This window comes from Streptomyces lomondensis (assembly GCF_014651035.1).
Lineage (GTDB): Bacteria > Actinomycetota > Actinomycetes > Streptomycetales > Streptomycetaceae > Streptomyces > Streptomyces lomondensis.
The window spans coordinates 1-15851 of sequence record NZ_BMWC01000005.1; the positions used below are offsets into that span (position 1 = coordinate 1).

A 15851-nucleotide genomic window follows, 5' to 3' on the forward strand; every position below is an offset into this window, starting at 1 on the left:
TACAGGATGCCGACCCGCGTTCTGCGGGAGGCCAGCAGCTTGCGCGGCCGTGCGGGGGCATTGGCGGTCAGGGTGGCGGCCATGGCTCACCCGCCCTGTTCGACGGGGAAGAGGTTGACGTCGTCCGGGTCGGCGCTGATTCCGACCCGCTCGCCGGTGACGGGTCCGCGGCCGGCCGGTACTTCCAGGCGCAGCAGCGGTGCGTCGCCGCCGTCGACGCGTACACCGGCGCGGACCAGGGTGCCGACGTAGGTGGCGGTCTCGACCGTGCCGGTACAGAAGCCGTCGTCGGGCGCGTCGGCCCGCAGCCGGCCCGGCTGGATGCCGGCCTTGACCGCGGTGCCGGGGGCCAGAGCGTGACGCCTGGCCGTCAGCAGACCACCGCACTGGTCGAGGCGGACCAGGGTGTGCTCGTCGGTGTGCCGTTCGACGCGGCCTTCGATGAAGTTGGCCGCGCCGAGGAAGTCCGCGACGAAGGGAGTCCTCGGGCGCTCGAACAGCTCCCGGGGCGTGTCGAACTGCTCGATCCTGCCGTTGCGCATCACCGCGATGCGGTCGGACATGACCAGCGCCTCTTCCTGATCGTGCGTCACATAGATGACGGTCAGGCCGAGTTCCTGCTGAATGGACTTGATCTCGACCTGGAGCTGGTCGCGCAGCTTCTTGTCCAGGGCGCCGAGCGGCTCGTCCATGAGGATCACCGGCGGGCGATAGACCAGCGCGCGGCACAGGGCGACGCGCTGCTGCTGGCCACCGGACAGCTCGCGGGGACGGCGGCCGCCGAAGCCGGACAGGCCGGCGATCTCCAGGGTCTCCCCCACCCGCCGGCGGATCTCGTCCTTCGGCACGCCGCGGAGCGTGAGCGGGAAGGCGACGTTCTCATGCACGGTCATGTGCGGGAAGAGCAGGTACTGCTGGAAGACGAAGCCGAGGTTGCGCTTCTGCGGAGCGAGCCGCGTGACGTCGCGGTCCCCGACGGTGATGGTGCCGGAGTCCGGCTCGCAGAACCCGGCGATCATCATCAGGGTCGTGGTCTTGCCCGACCCCGAGGCGCCGAGGAAGGTGATGAACTCCCCGGCGGCGATCTCCATCGACGCCTCGTCCACGGCGACGACGTCGCCGTACGTCTTGCGCAGGGCCACCACCGACAGCGGTTTCCCGGTCAAGGTGGCCGACTTGTCGCCGGCCACCTCGACAGACGGTGCGGCCACACCGAATTCAGCCACGAGCCCACTCCAACCAGCGCGTGCTGACAGCCGCTTCGTTCTTGATCCACCAGTCGATGTCCACGTCGAAGCCCTTGTCGTAGTACTGCGGCGCACCGACGAGCGCGTTGCGCTCCTCCTTGGTGAGCTTGGCGTAGGCCACCGGGGACGATGGGCTCGTCGGGAAGACCTTGGCCAGGGCTGCCGAGACCTCGGGACGCAGCGCGTAGTCCATGAGCTGGTAGGCGGCGTCCACGTGGGCCGCGCCCTTGGCGATGCCGTAGCCCTGGAACTGGCGGCGGGCGCCGTTGAGCTGCCGCGCGACCGGGACGCCCTGCTTCTGCAGATCAGCGAGCCGGCCGTCCCAGACAGTGGACATCGTCACTTCCTGGCGGCTGAGCAGCACACCGGGGAGCGGGCCGCTGTCCCAGAACTTCTTGATGTCGGACCGGAGCCGGCTCAGCACCTTGAATGCACGGTCCACGTCGAGCGGGTACAGCTTGTCCATCGGGACGCCGTCGGCCAGCAGCGCGAACTCCAGCTCGGGCAGGTCGGCGTCCGGGTTGCACATCGAGCGGCCGCCCTTGAACGCCTTGGTGTCCCAGAAGTCCGCCCACGACTCCGGCTTACGGCCTCCGAAGGCGTCAGTGCGGTACCCCATGCAGTTGGCATAGAGGCTGTAGGCGACGGAATGGTCGGTGACCTGGTTCTTGGGGAGCTGCGCCCTCTTCAGGCTCTTGATCCGGTCCGGGTCCAGGGTCTCCAGGGCGTCCTGGGCCGTGAACTTGGCGAGGTCCATCATCCCGATGTCAATAAGGTCGAACTGGGGGCGGCCCTGCTTGATCTGCGCCTGCATCTGGGTGGCCTGGAGGTTGACCACCTGGACGTTGATGCCGGTCTCCTGGGTGAACGGCGTGTAGACCGCCTGTTGGAGGGCGTCGCCGTAGGAACCGCCGCTGTTGCGGACGACCACCGTCTTGCCGCCGCCCTTGCCGCCGCCGGACGAGGCGCGGCTGGTGCCGGTGCCGCAGGCGGCGAGGGAGGGCAGGGCGGCGAGGACGGCCAGGCCGCCTGCTCCGCGCAGGAGTGCTCTGCGGCCGATCATGGGATCACTCATGACAAATCTCCTGGAATTAGCGCGTGGGGACTAGCTGTTCGGGGTGGAGAAGGGTGGGTCGGGGGGTGGTGCCGACGGGCGTGTGGGCGGCGCCGGGTCAGTCATGCGGCTGAGCGATGGCGGCGAGCTCCGCGCCGGGGGCGACGGTGAGCCCGTTCATGCCGTAAAGGATCTGTCCGGTGGCCCACTCGCGCGGCTGGACAGTCACCGGAGTGACGTGCTGGGGCGCCTCGATCACGTTCTCGAAGAGCCAGGCCGCCGGCCGCTCGGTGTCGCCCTCCCTCGGGGTCGCCGGGGAAGACACGGTTGATATTCATGCCGCCCAACGGGACTTGCCCAGGCGCCCGTCGTACACGCCCGGCGGGTTGGCCACGGGGCAGATCACCACTTGGCCGACGACGTCGTCCGGCTCCAGCAGCCCGCCGTCCACGGTCGTGGGACCGAGGTCAACGGGGACGGTGCCCCGGGTCTTGCGGCCCGGCTCGTCCCGCAGCGGGCCAATGATCAGTGTCATGTCGTTCCTCGTTCAGGCCCCGGTGCCGCCCAACGTGGCGCACTCAGGCCGTAATACGGCCGACGGTCGTGATGAAGTCGATCGGCTGGGCGGAGTCCCCGTCCAGCGCAAGGTCGGCGGCGATGTCACCGAAGGCGGGCGAGAGCTTGAAGCCGTGGCCGGAGAACCCGGCGAGCAGGATCACGTTCTCGTTACCGGCGCCGGGCAGCGGGCCGACCAAGGGGCGGTCGCTCTCGGTGTAGCCCTCCATGTAGACGGACAGGCGGGTCGGGTCCGGGTGCAGGTCCGGCAGAAAGCGGCCGAGCAGCTCGGTGAAGATCTCCAGTTCCTCCGGCTGGACAGTGCGCTCCAGCCGGTCGGGGCCGTCGATCAGGCGGTGCAGGGTGCGGTTGAGCCCGATCTTGACGGAGACGCCGTCCGGGGAGGGCAGGCCGTAGAAGTGATGCGGGGCGGTACGGATGAAGGCGGGACGCTCCTCACCGAACCACGCCTCAGTGGTGGGCGTGTACCAGGCGCTGACCAGCCGGCGGACCTCCACCTCCCACGGCAGGTCGGGAAGCAGGTCGTTCACCCAGGGGCCGACGGTGACGACGACCGCGTCGAAGCGCTCACTGCAGGAGTCGGTGCGTACCTCCACCCCGGAGCCGACCGGGACGATCTCCTTCACCTCGGTGTACCGGCGGATGCGGGCGCCCAGCTCCTCGGCGCGGCGGGCCGCAGTCTGGACGGACAGCTCGGGTCGGATGAAGCCCGCCCGGCGGTCGAGCACGGCCGCTTCACCCTCCTCCAAACGGTACTGCGGGAAACGCTTGGCCAGCGCATCCACGTCGAGCACCTCATGATCGAGGCCGTGCTCGGCGATGGACTCCAGGACAGTGGCCATCTGCCGGTGCTCGGTGGGGCCCATCAGCAGACATCCGGTCAGCCGCCGCAGCTCCCGGCCGGTCTCCCGCTGGAGCTCCTCCCACAGCACGTCGGCGTGCTTCAGCAGCGGCACCCACCGGGATTCCTCGAAGTGCGCGCTGCGGAAGATCCGTGTCTCTCCGCCCGCGGCGCTGCGATCGTGGCCTGGCGCGAACCGGTCGTACCCGACGACCTCCGCCCCACGGGCCGCCAGCCGCCACGCGGCCTGACTGCCCATCGTACCGACGCCTACAACGGCGACACGCTTCCTGACAGACACAAGGGTTTCCTTCCGATCGCCGGGTGCGCACGTTGGGCCCCGACACAACAGGCTGCTGATATTTCCGTGAGGGAGGCGTCGGGGAATCGGAGCTGGGCCGCAGCGTTGCCAAGGCGAATTGCGTTGAGCAGGGAACTTACGTCAGCCGCCGACGTGACGCGAGCTGCCCTCCGATAACGATGTGCCTAAGTGCGTGGCAGCCAAGGGAAAGATTCGAACAGTCCTTACCGTGTGCCACAAAGTGGAACGTCGAGCTGGAATGTGGCACGAGGATGGCAGTCCATCGAAGGGCGGTCAAGGGGGTGTCCGCAACATATTGTGCGCCGATCAGCATGTGAAGCGGAGTATCTTGCCGGCCTGAGAGGGAGAGACCGGAGGGATACCTCCGAGCCGGCCAAGTCGACGATGCAGCCACCCTGGCCACCCGGCCGAAGCCGACTCGCTGCACGCCAACCGCAAGGACTCCTCCCCGCGTACTGCAACTGCTGGGGCGACGGCACTCATCAAACCGAGGATCCTCAGCATCTTGTGGGTGAGCTCACCTTGGTGCACACTTCCCAGACATGTCCGTCGAGGAGAGCCACGACCCGCAAACCGTCATGAGAGCCAGTGACACCCGGGCGGTCGCCAAGGAAACTGCTGATACCCGTGCGCTCGGCCGGCTGCTTCGCGACGCGCGAGCGCAGCGCGGTATGTCGCTGAAGAGGTTCGCAGCCGCCGCGGAGATCAGCGAGGGTCTGCTCAGCCAGTTCGAGCGAGGGCAAGGAAACCCGTCCCTGCTGACCCTGCAGAAAATCGCAGCGGCACTCGATGTGCCGTTGGCGCATCTCTTCTATAAGACGACACCGGACGAGGAGTCCGTTGACACAGAGAGCGACGTCCTCCCCAGGAGGCAGTGTGCCGTCGTCCCTTCCGGCGGCCGGAAGAAGCTGGTACTGCCGCAGGAACAACTGGTTTACGAACTGCTCACACCCGATCTCCAGCGGCCGCTGGAGATGATGCGGTGTGTGGTACCGCCCGGTTTCGATGGTCGTGCGAGGCCCTTCCAGCATGAGGGCGAAGAGGCAGTCCATGTGCTGGAAGGCCGCTTGCGGGCCCACGTGGCCGACGACGTGCACGACCTGGGGCCGGGCGACACGATCTCACTGCAGGCATCCCTGCCGCACTGGTGGGCGAACATCGGCGAGGTGCCTGTCGTCGTGATCAGCGCCTGCACTCCCCCGTCCTTCTGACGCCGATACGCCTGTCCACCGGACGGACAACAGGATGAGCACCCGCCGACGGTCCGCTGAGGCGCCCACTCTCTGAATCTCCGCACATCTCCGACTTGCACCTGGTTGTCACGGCGGCACCGTCACTGACCTGGCCTTCTACGACGAGTACGGCAACGTCCACTGCCGCAAGGTGCTCAGCCGTCGTAGTGAGCCCGCTCAGTCAACCCTGGCAGGCATTGAGGAATGCAGGCTGAGGTACACGTTCCCGCTGGCGCGGGGGGCGAGAATGCACCAGGGAACGCGGCCTTTCGTCATCGCGTTTGCCACGCCGGCACCGTCAACGCTCCGGTCCAGCACCGCAACCGACACGCCGTCAGCGTCCTCGACCACGTGACCGGTCTTCGTGTCCATCAGGTGTCCCTTCTGATAGGGCTTCCACCTAATTCATGACACTCCCATGCACCACACCCACTCCAGCATGGTGGCCACGAATGGTGTTGCGGGTTGTTCAGTCGTTGTCGTTGGTGCTGGGACGCGCCCGAGTTCGCGTCCTCGCATGGTTCGACTCACAACGCGTCAGCCCTTTCGCACCGCGGGCGTTCATCCGTGAAGTACGGGATCACATCACTGCGGCCGGGAAGATCCACACTCCTGAGCGATGCCGATGACATTGCCATCGCAAAGTCCTGGACATGATCGGTGGGCTGAACAGTGCGCCGATTCGAGTAGGCCGCTGCTGTGGGTTGGGCGATTGGGTTCCCTGCGAAGCACAGCCATTGCCAGTTGCGGAATTGCCAGGCGGGCACCATCGACAGCACGAGCACGGGCACCGAGAGCAGCGCGGTGATCAGCAGCCGGTCGCGTTCCTGCCGGGCCTCGCCGGACTCGCCCTGGGCCTGCTGGTTCTGGTGCTCCCGGTTCTTCTTGGGAGGCTCGGGGAGGGCGGCGGTGTAGCCGGCCTTCTCGACCGTCGCGACGAGTTCCTCACGACGGACGTGCGCCGGATGGCTGACCCGGGCCCGCCCGGTGGCCAGGTTGACGGTCGCCGTCACCCCGTCCAGCTTGGCGAGCTTCTTCTCCACGCGCTTCACACAGGCCGCGCAGGTCATCCCGCCCACCTTCAGATCGGTGGTCAAGAGGATGTCTCCGGTTCCGTGCCCATCAGCCGTCGCTTCCGTGCATGCCCGGCATGTCCTGCATGTCTTCCATGCCACCGCTCCCGCCTCCGTCGCCGCTCCGGTTCGTCCCGGTGCCGTGCATGCCGGGCGCGACAGGCCTGCCGGTCGAGGTAGCGCCCGCCGCCCAGACCGAGGTCATCGACGGCATCCCTGTCCAGATGGAGTTCGGCTGGTGAGCCGTCAGCAGCTCGTGCGACGAAGCTGATCCTCGTCCTGTTCATCGAGCTCGGGCGGCTGGTCGTTGGTGCTCAGGACCCTTCGATACGTTGGTTGCTGATGGACTGCCGGTCATAAAGGCACTTGGCGTAGCGGGACAGCAGGACCTCGACACTGTTCCCGTCCCGTTGGGCGCCCTCGGCGGGGTCGACGCCCGCGCACAGCCAGGTGGACAGGGCCGAGTGGCGCAGGTCATAGGGGCGTTTCGCGAGCGGGGTGCTGGTGAGGGCGGGCGGCAGAGCCAGTTCGCGGGTCTCGTGCCAGACCCGGTTGTAAGTGGTGTAAGTGATGATCCGGCCCTGCTCGGTGAAGAACAGCCGGCCGTCGTCAGCCGTGCCGAACGTGGCGACGTGCTCCCTCCACAGCGTCACCAGGTGCGGTGGCAACGGCACCACCCGCGTCTCTCCCGGCGGGCGGTTCTTCAGCCCACGCTCGTCGTGGAACTTGCCGGTGTCGGTCTACCGCTTGCCCGCCTGCGGCAGCGTGCGATGCAGGACCAACCGCCCCCAACCGGTGCAAGGCATGCGGCAGTCCGGCAGCGCCACCGCAACCGCCTCCTCCGGACGCGGACCCGCGTAGTACATGCCGGCGAAGAACCCGACCAGCCGATGGCCACCGGCACGCCGATAGCCGCCCACGTAGGTGACGGCGTTCAGCAGATCCCGTGCCTGGTGAGGGTTGGCCACCACCCGCGGGTCCACCGCGATGACCGGCTTGGGCACCCGCCATCGGATCTTCTCCAGCGGATGACTGCCCAACTCGCGAGATCTTCGCGACCGGAGCGATCACCGCCCTCACAGCGATGGGCGGCCCTGGACTCACTGTGCGTAGCTGGTCCGTATACCCGAACATACCTCTGACCGGCAGCATCCGGACGCCGTGAGGCCCTCGGCTGGGGAGAATCGACCGCGCAAAATGGCGTCATCATGAAAGCCCCGGAAAGAAGCCAAGTCGCAGGTCAGCACGGCTCGTATAGCGGTTCACGCAGGTCAGCCGTTGAGGGCGACGACTTCAAGAAGATCTCGTCGCGGGCGGCGATCCTGTTCGCTCCGACGCTGGTCGGGACGATCTACGGCATGAACTTCACACACATGCCGGAGTTGCACTGGGCGTTCGGATACCCCTTCGCGATCGCCCTGATGGGGGTTGTCTGCACCAGTTTGTACGTCATCTTCAAGCGGCGGGACTGGCTCTGAGGCCGCGGTCGCGGACCACATCGGCGACTGTGCAACAACGCCGCCGTCCCGGGGCGGCCCGGGATGGTCATCGTGCGGGGGCTGGTCCACCAGACCGGCCCCCGTATTTCTTTCACTCAGTCCCCTCACTGGCGGCTGTGCGCCAGATCTGGACCAGGCAGTATTGATCCGCGCCATTCAGTTTCTCTTCGTGCCCCGGCGGCATGGGCAAGGATTCCCGGTGTCCCGCCAACGGAGAGGTGAAAGGCCCGCCTGCACGATTGAATATCCACTGCCATCGCATCCGGTACAAGCCGGACGAGGGCAGGATCAAGGGGACTTCTTTCTGCCCGCCATCGATGGTCTCCAGCGCGAGATCGCCGCCGGGAAGCTCCACCTCCACGTCATCCGCACCGGACCATTGAGCATCGCTTGCCGGGGGGACCGTTGACCAACTCTCCAACCGCACAGACGCCCGGATCACTTGGGGCGGCACCTGTAGATAGACCATGCCAGGGGCGGAAAGAAGCCAATTCGCGCGATCCGCATGTGGTGCATACGTATCGACACTCGTGTCAACCAGCCCAAAGATGCGATGACTTGGAGAGACCACCGTCTCGAAAACATACAGCAGCCTGCTCAAGGGCACCTCGCACGTCATCAGTTGAGTCGCGAGCAGCATAATGCCCGCATGGCCTGCATCTCAGTCGGGTCTCATACTCAGGCTGCCGCTTGCGGAACTCATACACCCCTCTTCATCGGTCTTTCGATATCGGCGGTGGCAATCGCATGGAAAGAACCGTTCGCCTGGGCAACTCGACCTGGTCAGCGCGGGCGCGAGACCGAACGCCGGTACCAGGCCCGGGTCGTTGAACGCCGTGATGCGGGCGACGCGGTCCCCGAGCAGGGTCAGGACCTGGACGCCGTGTGCCTCGTACCGGCCGTCGCCCGCGCGGTGGTAGACGACGGCGGCGGGCTGGCCGTTGGCGCCGGTGGGCACCATCCGCCACTGGTCCGGGTGGCGCAGTACCCGTCCGGCCAGGAACCCGACGACGGCCCGCCGGCCGGTGAACCAGGTCGGGGTCGGCGGCATCTCCAGCTCGACGTCGGCATGCAACAGCCTCACCATCGCGTCGGGGTCGGCCCGGGTGAACGCGTCGACGTAGCCGTCGAGGAGGGTGCGCCGGGTCTCCTCGTCCGGCTCGGCCAGTTCGTCCCAGGCCGGGCCGGCATCGGCCAGGCGGGCCCGGGCGCGGCGCAGCGCGCTGTCGACGGCCGCCGTCGTCGTGTCCAGCATCTCGGCGACCTCGGCGGTCCGGAACGCCAGGACGTCACGCAACGTCAGCACGGCCCGCTGCCGGGCGGAGAGGACCTGGAGCGCGGCGATGAAGGCGAGCCGCACTCCCGCCCTCCCGGCTACGACCGCCGCCGGGTCGTCGGCGCCGAGCAGGGCGTCGGGCGCCGGCTGGAGCCACGCCACCGACGGCTCCCGAGCGGCCACGGCCACCCGGTGGTCCTCCTCGGGCGCGCCGAGTCCCGACGGCAGGGGCCGCCGGGAGCGCGTTTCCAGCGCCGTCAGGCAGGCCATCGTGGCGATCTTGTACAGCCACCGCCGCAGCGAGGAGCGTCCTTCGAACCGGCCGAACGCCCGCCACGCTCGCAGGTAGGTCTCCTGCACCAGGTCCTCGGCGTCGTGGATCGAGCCGAGGATCCGGTAGCAGTGCGCGAGCAGCTCCGGCCGGAACGGTTCGGTCAGAGCGGCGAACTCGGCGTCCGACGGCATCGCGGCTTCTTTCGAGGGTGCGGTGGGATTCACTGTAGGCAGCCGCTCAGCCGATGGGGCGCAGTCCGGTACCGCCGACCCGGTACTCCGCATCGCTGCCGGGATCCTGGGCGACGTCCAGGACGGCCTTGGCGACCTGATCCGGGGTCAGGAGCGGCTGCTCCCGGCCCACGACGAAGGTGTCCCGGCCGACGCCCTGGCGCGCGGCGTAGCCGTCGACCGCGACCGAGCCGACGCCCCCGGCCGGGGTCATGTTCGGGAGCAGCGCGTGGAACCGGATGCCGAGGCCAGCCCGCTGCGCCTCGTCGGCCGCGTATCCGCGGATGTACCGGACGGCGGCCTTGGCGCTGGCGTATCCGCCGCTGAGCGGGGAGCCGCCCAGGGCGGCGCCGCTGGACATCGCGACGACGACACTGCCCGGCTCCAGCGGCTCCCGCAGGGCCGCCCGCACCCAGGTGAAGACGTGCCGGGTGTCGGTGTGCCAGTTGCGGCTGAAGGTCTCCCAGGTCTGCTCGTGCACGGGCGCCATGTGGGGCGTGGCCCCGGCGTTGAGGACGAGCAGGCCGGGGCGGTGTTCACGGATCACGTCCTGTGCCAGCGCTTCACCGGTGGCATCGGCGGCGACGGGTGTGAAGCCCTCGCCGAGTGCGTCGCGTACGGCGCGCAGTTCCTCCTCGTCGCGGGAGATACCGACGACGCTGGTGCCGGCTGCGACGAGCGCGGCGGCGATCGCGCGCCCGAAGCCGCGGCCGGCACCGGTGACGACGGCGGACTGGAAGAGATCGGACATCGGACACTCCACGGTGGTGGTCGGGTTCGGTCCGCATCAAGACCAGCCTGGAAAGGAAAACCCGTCGCCGCAGCCGGAATCAGTGAGTGATGTGCGTCACAGCTCGCGAGGGCGTGGTGGTGGCCACGCCCACGGCTCGGCCAATGTTCCGTCTGTTTCGATGCCGTAGCGCAGGAATGCCTGGAATGATCCGTGCCGCGCGACCACGTACATGCCCTGGAAGGCATCGGTGAGCTTCCCGGCGTTGATGGCCTGGTGGCGTAGCCGTTCCGCTTCCTCCGTGTCCCCGGCCGTCTCCCGTATCCGGGCCAGCCGCATCAGCACGTCGGTGACGGCGGGGTTCCCGGGTCTGACGACTTGGCGGTACAGCCGTTCGGCTTCCTCCGTGTCCCCGGCCGCCTCCCGCATCCGGGCCAGCTGCGTCAGGGCGTCGGTGGCCTCGGGGTTCCCGGGTTCGGCGATCTCGCGGTACAGCCGTTCGGCTTCCTCCGTGTCCCCGGCCGCTTCCCGCATCCGTGCCAACTCCCATTGGGCGCGGGGGGCCCTGGCCTCGGCGTTGGCGCGGTACAGCCGTTCGGCTTCCGCCGGATCACCGTCCCTCTCCCGCATGCGCGCGATCACCCACAGGGCGCTGGTGGATCCGGCGTCGGCGGCCCGGCGGGCGAGACGTTCGGCTTCCTGCCGGTCACCGGCCCTCTCCCGCATCTGTGCCAGGAGCCCCAAGGCGTCCGGGTTTCCGTGGGCGAGCCGTTCGGCTTCCTGCCGGTCCCCGGCCTTCTCCCGCATCCGCGCCAGATCCTCGACGGCGTCGGAGAACCCGGCATCGACGCCGGCGCGGTACAGCCGTTCGGCTTCCTGCCGCTCCCCGGCCTTCTCCCGCATCCACGCCACCCTCCGCAGGACCTCGGGATCTCCCGCATCGGCGGCCTGGCGGGCGAGTCGTTCGGCCTCCTCCCGGTCCCCGGCCCGCTCCCGGATCGCTGCCAGGATCGACATGGCTACGCGGTGTCCGGCTTCGGCGGCCTCGCGGTACAGCCGTTCGGCCTCCTCCCGGTCCCCAGCCCTCACCCGCAGGTGTGCGACCTCCGGCAGAGCGTCCGCGTGTCCGACGTCGGCGGCAGCCCTGTACAGCCGTTCGGCATCCCGTAGGTCCCCGGCCGCGTGGCGCATCCGCGCGAGCATCCACAAGGCGTCGGGGTGCCCGGCGTCGGCCGCGCGGCGGGCGAGCCGTTCGGCCTCCTCCCGGTCCCCGGCTCTCTCCTGCATCCGCGCCAAGTGCGGGGGGCCCTCGGGATGCCCCAGGTCGGCGGCGGTCCGGTAGAGAAGCGCGGCGTGGCGGTACCGGAACCGGCGGTAGGCGGAGTGGGCCAGGGCGACGAGGTCCGCTGAGAGGGTGAGATGCCGAGCGGCCGCGCTCCAGAACGAGGCGGGCGGATACAGAGTCCAGCGGCTCTGGTGGCCGTGCTGCTGGAGGTAGTCGGCCAGGCGGACGACGCCGGGGAGCGCGCCCATCCCTGAGGGGCGGGGGACGTCCTGCAAGGGCCTGGCGACCTGTTTGATCAGGGTGCGGGCGCAGGCGAGGGCGGCGGTGTACCAGTCGGGGTCAGCGCCGGCGCGTGCGCGGTCGGTGAGGTAGCCCGGGGCGGCCTCGCGGAGAAAGTCCAGCGGCAGCGGCCCCGTCACGCCGAGGCGGTGGGCGTCCATGGCCGCGCTGATCAGGGCGCTGCCGTAGACGCCGTGCGGGTCGGCGGGGTGCTCGTAGTGGGTGACCAGGTCGGGTCCGGCGGCCAGGGTCTGGGTGAGCTCGGCTCCGCCGGCATCGAGGGCCGCGGACAGAGACCGGTCCCGCCCGGCCTCGCGGCAGACGGCGTCCAGGTCGTCGGCGAAGGATGCGGGAAGGTAGACGTAGTGCGCCTGGTCCAGCAGCTTCCGGGCCTGCCGGTGCGGGTCGGGCGTGCCAGGTGCGGGGACCGCGGTGAGGGTTTGGTCGTGGACGGGCCACAGGGTGGCGACCACGATGAAGGGGCCGTCGGCGTCGAGGCGGCGCAGCAGGGCAGCCGCCGCTGCCTCGCCGGAGGGACCGGTCAGGTAGTTCTGCGCCTCGTTCAGCCACAGGACGGTCCGGGGCTCCAGGGCGTCCGCGTCCAGGGCGGCCAGGAGGCTGTCGGTGTCCGTGGGGAAGAGCAGGTGGAAGTCGTCCGGGACGGTCGCGTTCAGGGCTTCGAAGGCCGTGCGGGTCTTGCCGGTGCAGGACTCCCCCCGGACCACCACCAGCAGCGGGGTCGCGTCTTCGGCCACGCCGGCGGACAGTTGCCGGCGGAGCCGATCGTCGTGAGGGCGGGACACGTAGGCGGGCAGGACGAACCCGGCGCCGTCCGGGTCCACGGGATCTCCGGGAATGGCCGGGTGCACCCCGAGCCGCTGTGCCGTCCAGGACCGGACGGGGCGGGGACAGTCAGCCAGTGCTGCCTGGCGCTTCGCCCGTTCCTCAGCTGTGAGGGCCTGGTACGCCTGCTGCCGTTGTACGGATTCCCGCTTCGCCTCGGTACGGCGCCGCTGCTCCGTACCCCACATGTCCTGCCAGCGGCCTTCGTCCAGCAGGTCGGCGACGCTCTCGCCGGAGGCATCGTCCGCGCGCCTTCGCAGAAGGCCCTCCGCGGCGGCCGCAGCCCGGATATGAGCCAGGACGGTCAGCAGTTGCTGCGGCTGCTGCGGGAATCGCTCCCCCCGCAGCCACGCCCCGACGGTGTCCCGGGACACCGACGGCCGCACCACCTTGGACAGGGCATAGTCCGACGGCCGCCCACCCAGACGGCTCCGCTTGAGGACTCCCACCCGCCGCAGATTCTCGAAGAAGTCCGGCGTCCTGCCCATCCCCGTCCCGCGCCTCCCGTCCGATGTCCGGAACGGACATCGCCGGACGCCAACAGGCTAGGCGCCTCACCGGAAGCCCGGCGGGCCATCCGTCCAATTCCACCGCGTACAGCGGCAGGACACGCCACCGGACAGGCAGCGTCCCTCCCCGGCCGGCCCCCGCACAGGGGGGCCACTCATCCAGAGGAGACACCGCGATGTCCACGCTCCAGGTGCTGACACTGCTTCTGGCGCTGTCCATGGCCCTGCACATCGGCTGCGCCGCCGCCTTCACCGCCTGGCGCGGGGGCACCCGCCCTGCCCTGGCCCTCCTGATCGGCGGCAGCGCCGCCGGCACCGCCTGCGCCCTGTATCTGGCGGGGGTCAGCGCGTACAACTAGGGCCTGTCGTTTGGATCAGGTCGCAGGGAAGTGACGGTACTTTTCAGCGCCGGTGAGCGGGGTCTGGTGCGTGCAGCTGCAAGGCGGAGGAGGGCGTCGACGCGGAGCGTCGGCAACCGACGACAACGCGGCAGATGCGCGTGCCAGACCCCGCGTCTGCGGCGTGATCCAAACGACAGGCCCTAGCTGAAACGCGCCCTGCTATGGTGCCCCGATGTCTTCGGTCAAGCAGGTCCAAGTCACCTTCGACTGCGCGGAACCCGAGCGCCTCGCTCGTTTCTGGTGCGAGGTGTTGGGGTACGTCGCGCCGTCACCGCCGGAGGGGTTCGCCACTTGGGACGATTTCAATCGCTCGCTGCCGCCTGAGGAGCGGGACGCGTGGTTCGCCTGCAGTGATCCCTCAGGTGTGGGCCCGCGGCTGTTCTTCCAGCGCGTTCCCGAAGGGAAGGTCGTCAAGAACCGGGTGCATCTCGACGTGCGGGCCGGCACCGGGCTCGTGGGTGACGAGCGCCTCGCCACCCTCGAGGCCGAATGCGCACGGCTGGTCGCGCTCGGCGCGGTACACCTGCGCACGATGCTTGCCGATGAGGAGAACGAGTCGTGCATCGTGATGCAGGACATCGAGGGCAACGAGTTCTGCCTCGATTGAGCAGCCTCCGAGACGGCGAGGCGCCAGGCGGGTTCGCGCTGGAGGTCGGCTAGTTCGTGTAGCGACTCACCGTCTCCGGATGGATGACCAGGCGGACCTGTTCCGTCGCCAGCATTCCGGCGAGGTCGTCCGCGCGGGCCGGGTCGTCGAGGTCCCAGTAGCGAGCGGCCAGGCGGGCGCACAGGTCGTGTGCCCCGTCGGGTTCCACCGTGGTGCGGCCGGCGACCGACACCCAGCGCTCGCGTTCACCCACGGGGGCGGCGACGACGATCGAGGCGCGGGGGTCGCGGCGCAGCCGCCGCACTTTGAGCGAGTCCGGGGCCGTGAACAGTTGGATCGTGCCCTCGGCAGTCGCCTCGAACCACACCGGCCGGGGCTGCGGCGGGAGCGGCCCGGCGGCCACGGACAGGAACCCGTGCAGGGGGCGACGGAGGAACTCGAGGTCCTGGGGGGTCAGTGAACCGGCGTCGGTGCTCATGACGCCGATTGAACACGGCCGACCCGGACGAACCCATAGGCAGAAAGCCGGATTGCCTGTCTGTTCGTCCAACTGTCCCTTCGTCTAACCTCCTTGTGGTGGACGCGTTCAGTGACCTGATCCGTGGGGTGCGAGCCCACGGCTCGTTGTTCGGCAGCTCGACCCTGTCCCCGCCCTGGGCACTGCACTTCGTGGACGGCGCGCCGCTGACCCTGTGCACCGTCCTGACCGGGGCGGGCTGGATCGTGCCGGAGCACCGTCCGCCCGAGCCGCTGCGCGCCCGCGAGACGATCGTCGTGCGCGGCCCCGCGACGTTCACCTTCGTCGACGAGGTCGGCACCCGGGCCGAACCGATCGCGTGCGGCGAGCACTGCGCGACGCCCGAGCAGGGCGGGACACGGCACCGGCTCGGCTGGACCGACCACGGCGGTGACACAGGTGACGGCGCCGCTACGACCCTGATCGTCGGCGCCTATCCCGTGCGCGGTGAGATCAGCCGCCGGCTGCTGGACGCGCTGCCCGTCGTGCTGCGCGTGGACGCCGGGGGAACGGCCGACGCCGTGCTGGACCACCTCGCCGCCGAGGTCGCCGTCGACACCCCGGGCCAGCAAGTCGTCCTCGACCGGCTGCTGGACTGGATGCTGGTCTGCGCGCTGCGCGAGTGGTTCGACCGGCCCGGCGGCGAGCCCCCGGCCTGGTGGGCCGCCCAGCGGGACCCCGTGGTCGGTGACGCGCTGCGCCTGCTGCACGCCGAGCCGGCGGCGCCCTGGACGGTCGCCGCGCTGGCCGAGCGCACCGGGGTGTCGCGTTCCACGCTGGCCAAGCGGTTCGCCGACCTGGTCGGCGAACCGCCGCTGACCTACCTCACCCGCTGGCGCATGACGCTCGCGGCGGACCTCCTGGTCGAGCGGGAAACCGCAACCGTCGCGGACATCGCCCGCACCGTGGGTTACGCCGACCCGTTCGGTTTCAGCGCCGCGTTCAAACGGGTCCGAGGCGTCAACCCGAGCGAGTTCCGGCGCACCGCGACCGCTGCCTCCCCGGTCGCTTAGGGACCAGGGGCCACTCCCGACTGTGGGTGGCCCGCGGGCCCGG

The 15851-nt window shown here is 69.4% G+C and carries 15 protein-coding genes and 3 pseudogenes; 5 read left to right on the top strand and 13 right to left on the bottom strand.

Features of this window, described 5'->3' with window-relative positions; genetic code table 11:
- Positions 1-86: 86 nt before the first annotated feature.
- The 5 genes from IE255_RS18360 to solA form a co-directional block, all read right to left on the bottom strand.
- Entirely contained in the window at positions 87-1226 is a 1140-nt protein-coding gene (locus IE255_RS18360) for an ABC transporter ATP-binding protein (RefSeq protein WP_190051393.1), read from the bottom strand.
- A complete protein-coding gene (locus tag IE255_RS18365) occupies positions 1219-2322 on the bottom strand; it encodes an ABC transporter substrate-binding protein (RefSeq protein ID WP_190051394.1) in 1104 nt (367 codons plus the stop codon). The genes IE255_RS18360 and IE255_RS18365 overlap by 8 nt, the downstream gene beginning before the upstream one ends.
- A gap of 97 nt (positions 2323-2419) precedes the next feature.
- Positions 2420-2626, bottom strand: a complete 207-nt coding sequence (locus IE255_RS18370) for a hypothetical protein (protein ID WP_190051395.1) — start codon at positions 2624-2626, stop codon at positions 2420-2422.
- Positions 2627-2635: 9 nt separating this feature from the next.
- Entirely contained in the window at positions 2636-2836 is a 201-nt protein-coding gene (locus tag IE255_RS18375) for a hypothetical protein (protein WP_190051396.1), read from the bottom strand.
- Between the two features lie 43 nt (positions 2837-2879).
- The gene (gene solA, locus IE255_RS18380) at positions 2880-4019 is read right to left on the bottom strand and encodes an N-methyl-L-tryptophan oxidase (RefSeq protein WP_190051397.1); all 1140 of its coding nucleotides are present in this window, start codon (positions 4017-4019) and stop codon (positions 2880-2882) included.
- Positions 4020-4582: 563 nt separating this feature from the next.
- Here solA and IE255_RS18385 point away from each other — a divergent pair.
- The gene (locus IE255_RS18385; protein ID WP_190051398.1) at positions 4583-5251 is read left to right on the top strand and encodes a helix-turn-helix domain-containing protein; all 669 of its coding nucleotides are present in this window, start codon (positions 4583-4585) and stop codon (positions 5249-5251) included.
- A 198-nt stretch (positions 5252-5449) separates the two neighbouring features.
- Here the strand turns inward: IE255_RS18385 and IE255_RS18390 are convergent, their stop codons facing one another.
- The 3 genes and pseudogenes from IE255_RS18390 to IE255_RS40570 all read right to left on the bottom strand — a co-directional run.
- Complete coding sequence (locus IE255_RS18390) at positions 5450-5644, bottom strand: hypothetical protein (RefSeq protein WP_190051399.1); 195 nt, start codon at positions 5642-5644, stop codon at positions 5450-5452.
- 323 nt (positions 5645-5967) lie between these two features.
- Positions 5968-6395: pseudogene (locus IE255_RS39240) on the bottom strand (cation transporter); the annotation flags it as partial.
- 196 nt (positions 6396-6591) lie between these two features.
- Positions 6592-7388: pseudogene (locus IE255_RS40570) on the bottom strand (site-specific integrase); the annotation flags it as partial.
- Between the two features lie 249 nt (positions 7389-7637).
- Here IE255_RS40570 and IE255_RS18405 point away from each other — a divergent pair.
- Positions 7638-7823 (top strand): annotated as a pseudogene (locus tag IE255_RS18405) (CorA family divalent cation transporter); the annotation flags it as partial.
- Positions 7824-7935: 112 nt separating this feature from the next.
- On the opposite strand, the gene IE255_RS18410 reads toward IE255_RS18405, so the two are convergent.
- From IE255_RS18410 to IE255_RS18425, 4 genes are all read right to left on the bottom strand, one after another.
- The gene (locus IE255_RS18410) at positions 7936-8445 is read right to left on the bottom strand and encodes a hypothetical protein (RefSeq protein ID WP_190051401.1); all 510 of its coding nucleotides are present in this window, start codon (positions 8443-8445) and stop codon (positions 7936-7938) included.
- 60 nt (positions 8446-8505) lie between these two features.
- Positions 8506-9618 carry a sigma-70 family RNA polymerase sigma factor gene (locus IE255_RS18415; RefSeq protein WP_372487620.1) on the bottom strand — a complete coding sequence of 371 codons (1113 nt, stop codon included), beginning with the start codon at positions 9616-9618 and terminating at the stop codon, positions 8506-8508.
- A gap of 13 nt (positions 9619-9631) precedes the next feature.
- Positions 9632-10375 carry an SDR family oxidoreductase gene (locus IE255_RS18420; RefSeq protein ID WP_190051403.1) on the bottom strand — a complete coding sequence of 248 codons (744 nt, stop codon included), beginning with the start codon at positions 10373-10375 and terminating at the stop codon, positions 9632-9634.
- Positions 10376-10471: 96 nt separating this feature from the next.
- A complete protein-coding gene (locus IE255_RS18425; RefSeq protein ID WP_190051404.1) occupies positions 10472-13249 on the bottom strand; it encodes an SEL1-like repeat protein in 2778 nt (925 codons plus the stop codon).
- Between the two features lie 197 nt (positions 13250-13446).
- Between IE255_RS18425 and IE255_RS18430 the strand changes: the two genes are divergently transcribed.
- The gene (locus IE255_RS18430) at positions 13447-13629 is read left to right on the top strand and encodes a hypothetical protein (protein WP_190051405.1); all 183 of its coding nucleotides are present in this window, start codon (positions 13447-13449) and stop codon (positions 13627-13629) included.
- Between the two features lie 214 nt (positions 13630-13843).
- Complete coding sequence (locus IE255_RS18435; RefSeq protein WP_190051406.1) at positions 13844-14278, top strand: VOC family protein; 435 nt, start codon at positions 13844-13846, stop codon at positions 14276-14278.
- Positions 14279-14327: 49 nt separating this feature from the next.
- Here IE255_RS18435 and IE255_RS18440 read toward each other — a convergent pair whose 3' ends face one another.
- Complete coding sequence (locus IE255_RS18440) at positions 14328-14756, bottom strand: pyridoxamine 5'-phosphate oxidase family protein (RefSeq protein WP_190051407.1); 429 nt, start codon at positions 14754-14756, stop codon at positions 14328-14330.
- A 98-nt stretch (positions 14757-14854) separates the two neighbouring features.
- Between IE255_RS18440 and IE255_RS18445 the strand changes: the two genes are divergently transcribed.
- Positions 14855-15808, top strand: a complete 954-nt coding sequence (locus IE255_RS18445) for an AraC family transcriptional regulator (protein WP_190051408.1) — start codon at positions 14855-14857, stop codon at positions 15806-15808.
- Positions 15809-15851: the final 43 nt, after the last annotated feature.

Coding starts and splice junctions, on each gene's coding strand:
- IE255_RS18365 (WP_190051394.1), bottom strand. CDS start 2,322: ATGAGTGATCCCATGATCGGCCGCAGAGCACTCCTGCGCGGAGCAGGC.
- IE255_RS18375 (WP_190051396.1), bottom strand. CDS start 2,836: ATGACACTGATCATTGGCCCGCTGCGGGACGAGCCGGGCCGCAAGACC.
- IE255_RS18385 (WP_190051398.1), top strand. CDS start 4,583: ATGTCCGTCGAGGAGAGCCACGACCCGCAAACCGTCATGAGAGCCAGT.
- IE255_RS18390 (WP_190051399.1), bottom strand. CDS start 5,644: ATGGACACGAAGACCGGTCACGTGGTCGAGGACGCTGACGGCGTGTCG.
- IE255_RS18420 (WP_190051403.1), bottom strand. CDS start 10,375: ATGTCCGATCTCTTCCAGTCCGCCGTCGTCACCGGTGCCGGCCGCGGC.
- IE255_RS18425 (WP_190051404.1), bottom strand. CDS start 13,249: ATGGGCAGGACGCCGGACTTCTTCGAGAATCTGCGGCGGGTGGGAGTC.
- IE255_RS18430 (WP_190051405.1), top strand. CDS start 13,447: ATGTCCACGCTCCAGGTGCTGACACTGCTTCTGGCGCTGTCCATGGCC.
- IE255_RS18435 (WP_190051406.1), top strand. CDS start 13,844: ATGTCTTCGGTCAAGCAGGTCCAAGTCACCTTCGACTGCGCGGAACCC.
- IE255_RS18440 (WP_190051407.1), bottom strand. CDS start 14,756: ATGAGCACCGACGCCGGTTCACTGACCCCCCAGGACCTCGAGTTCCTC.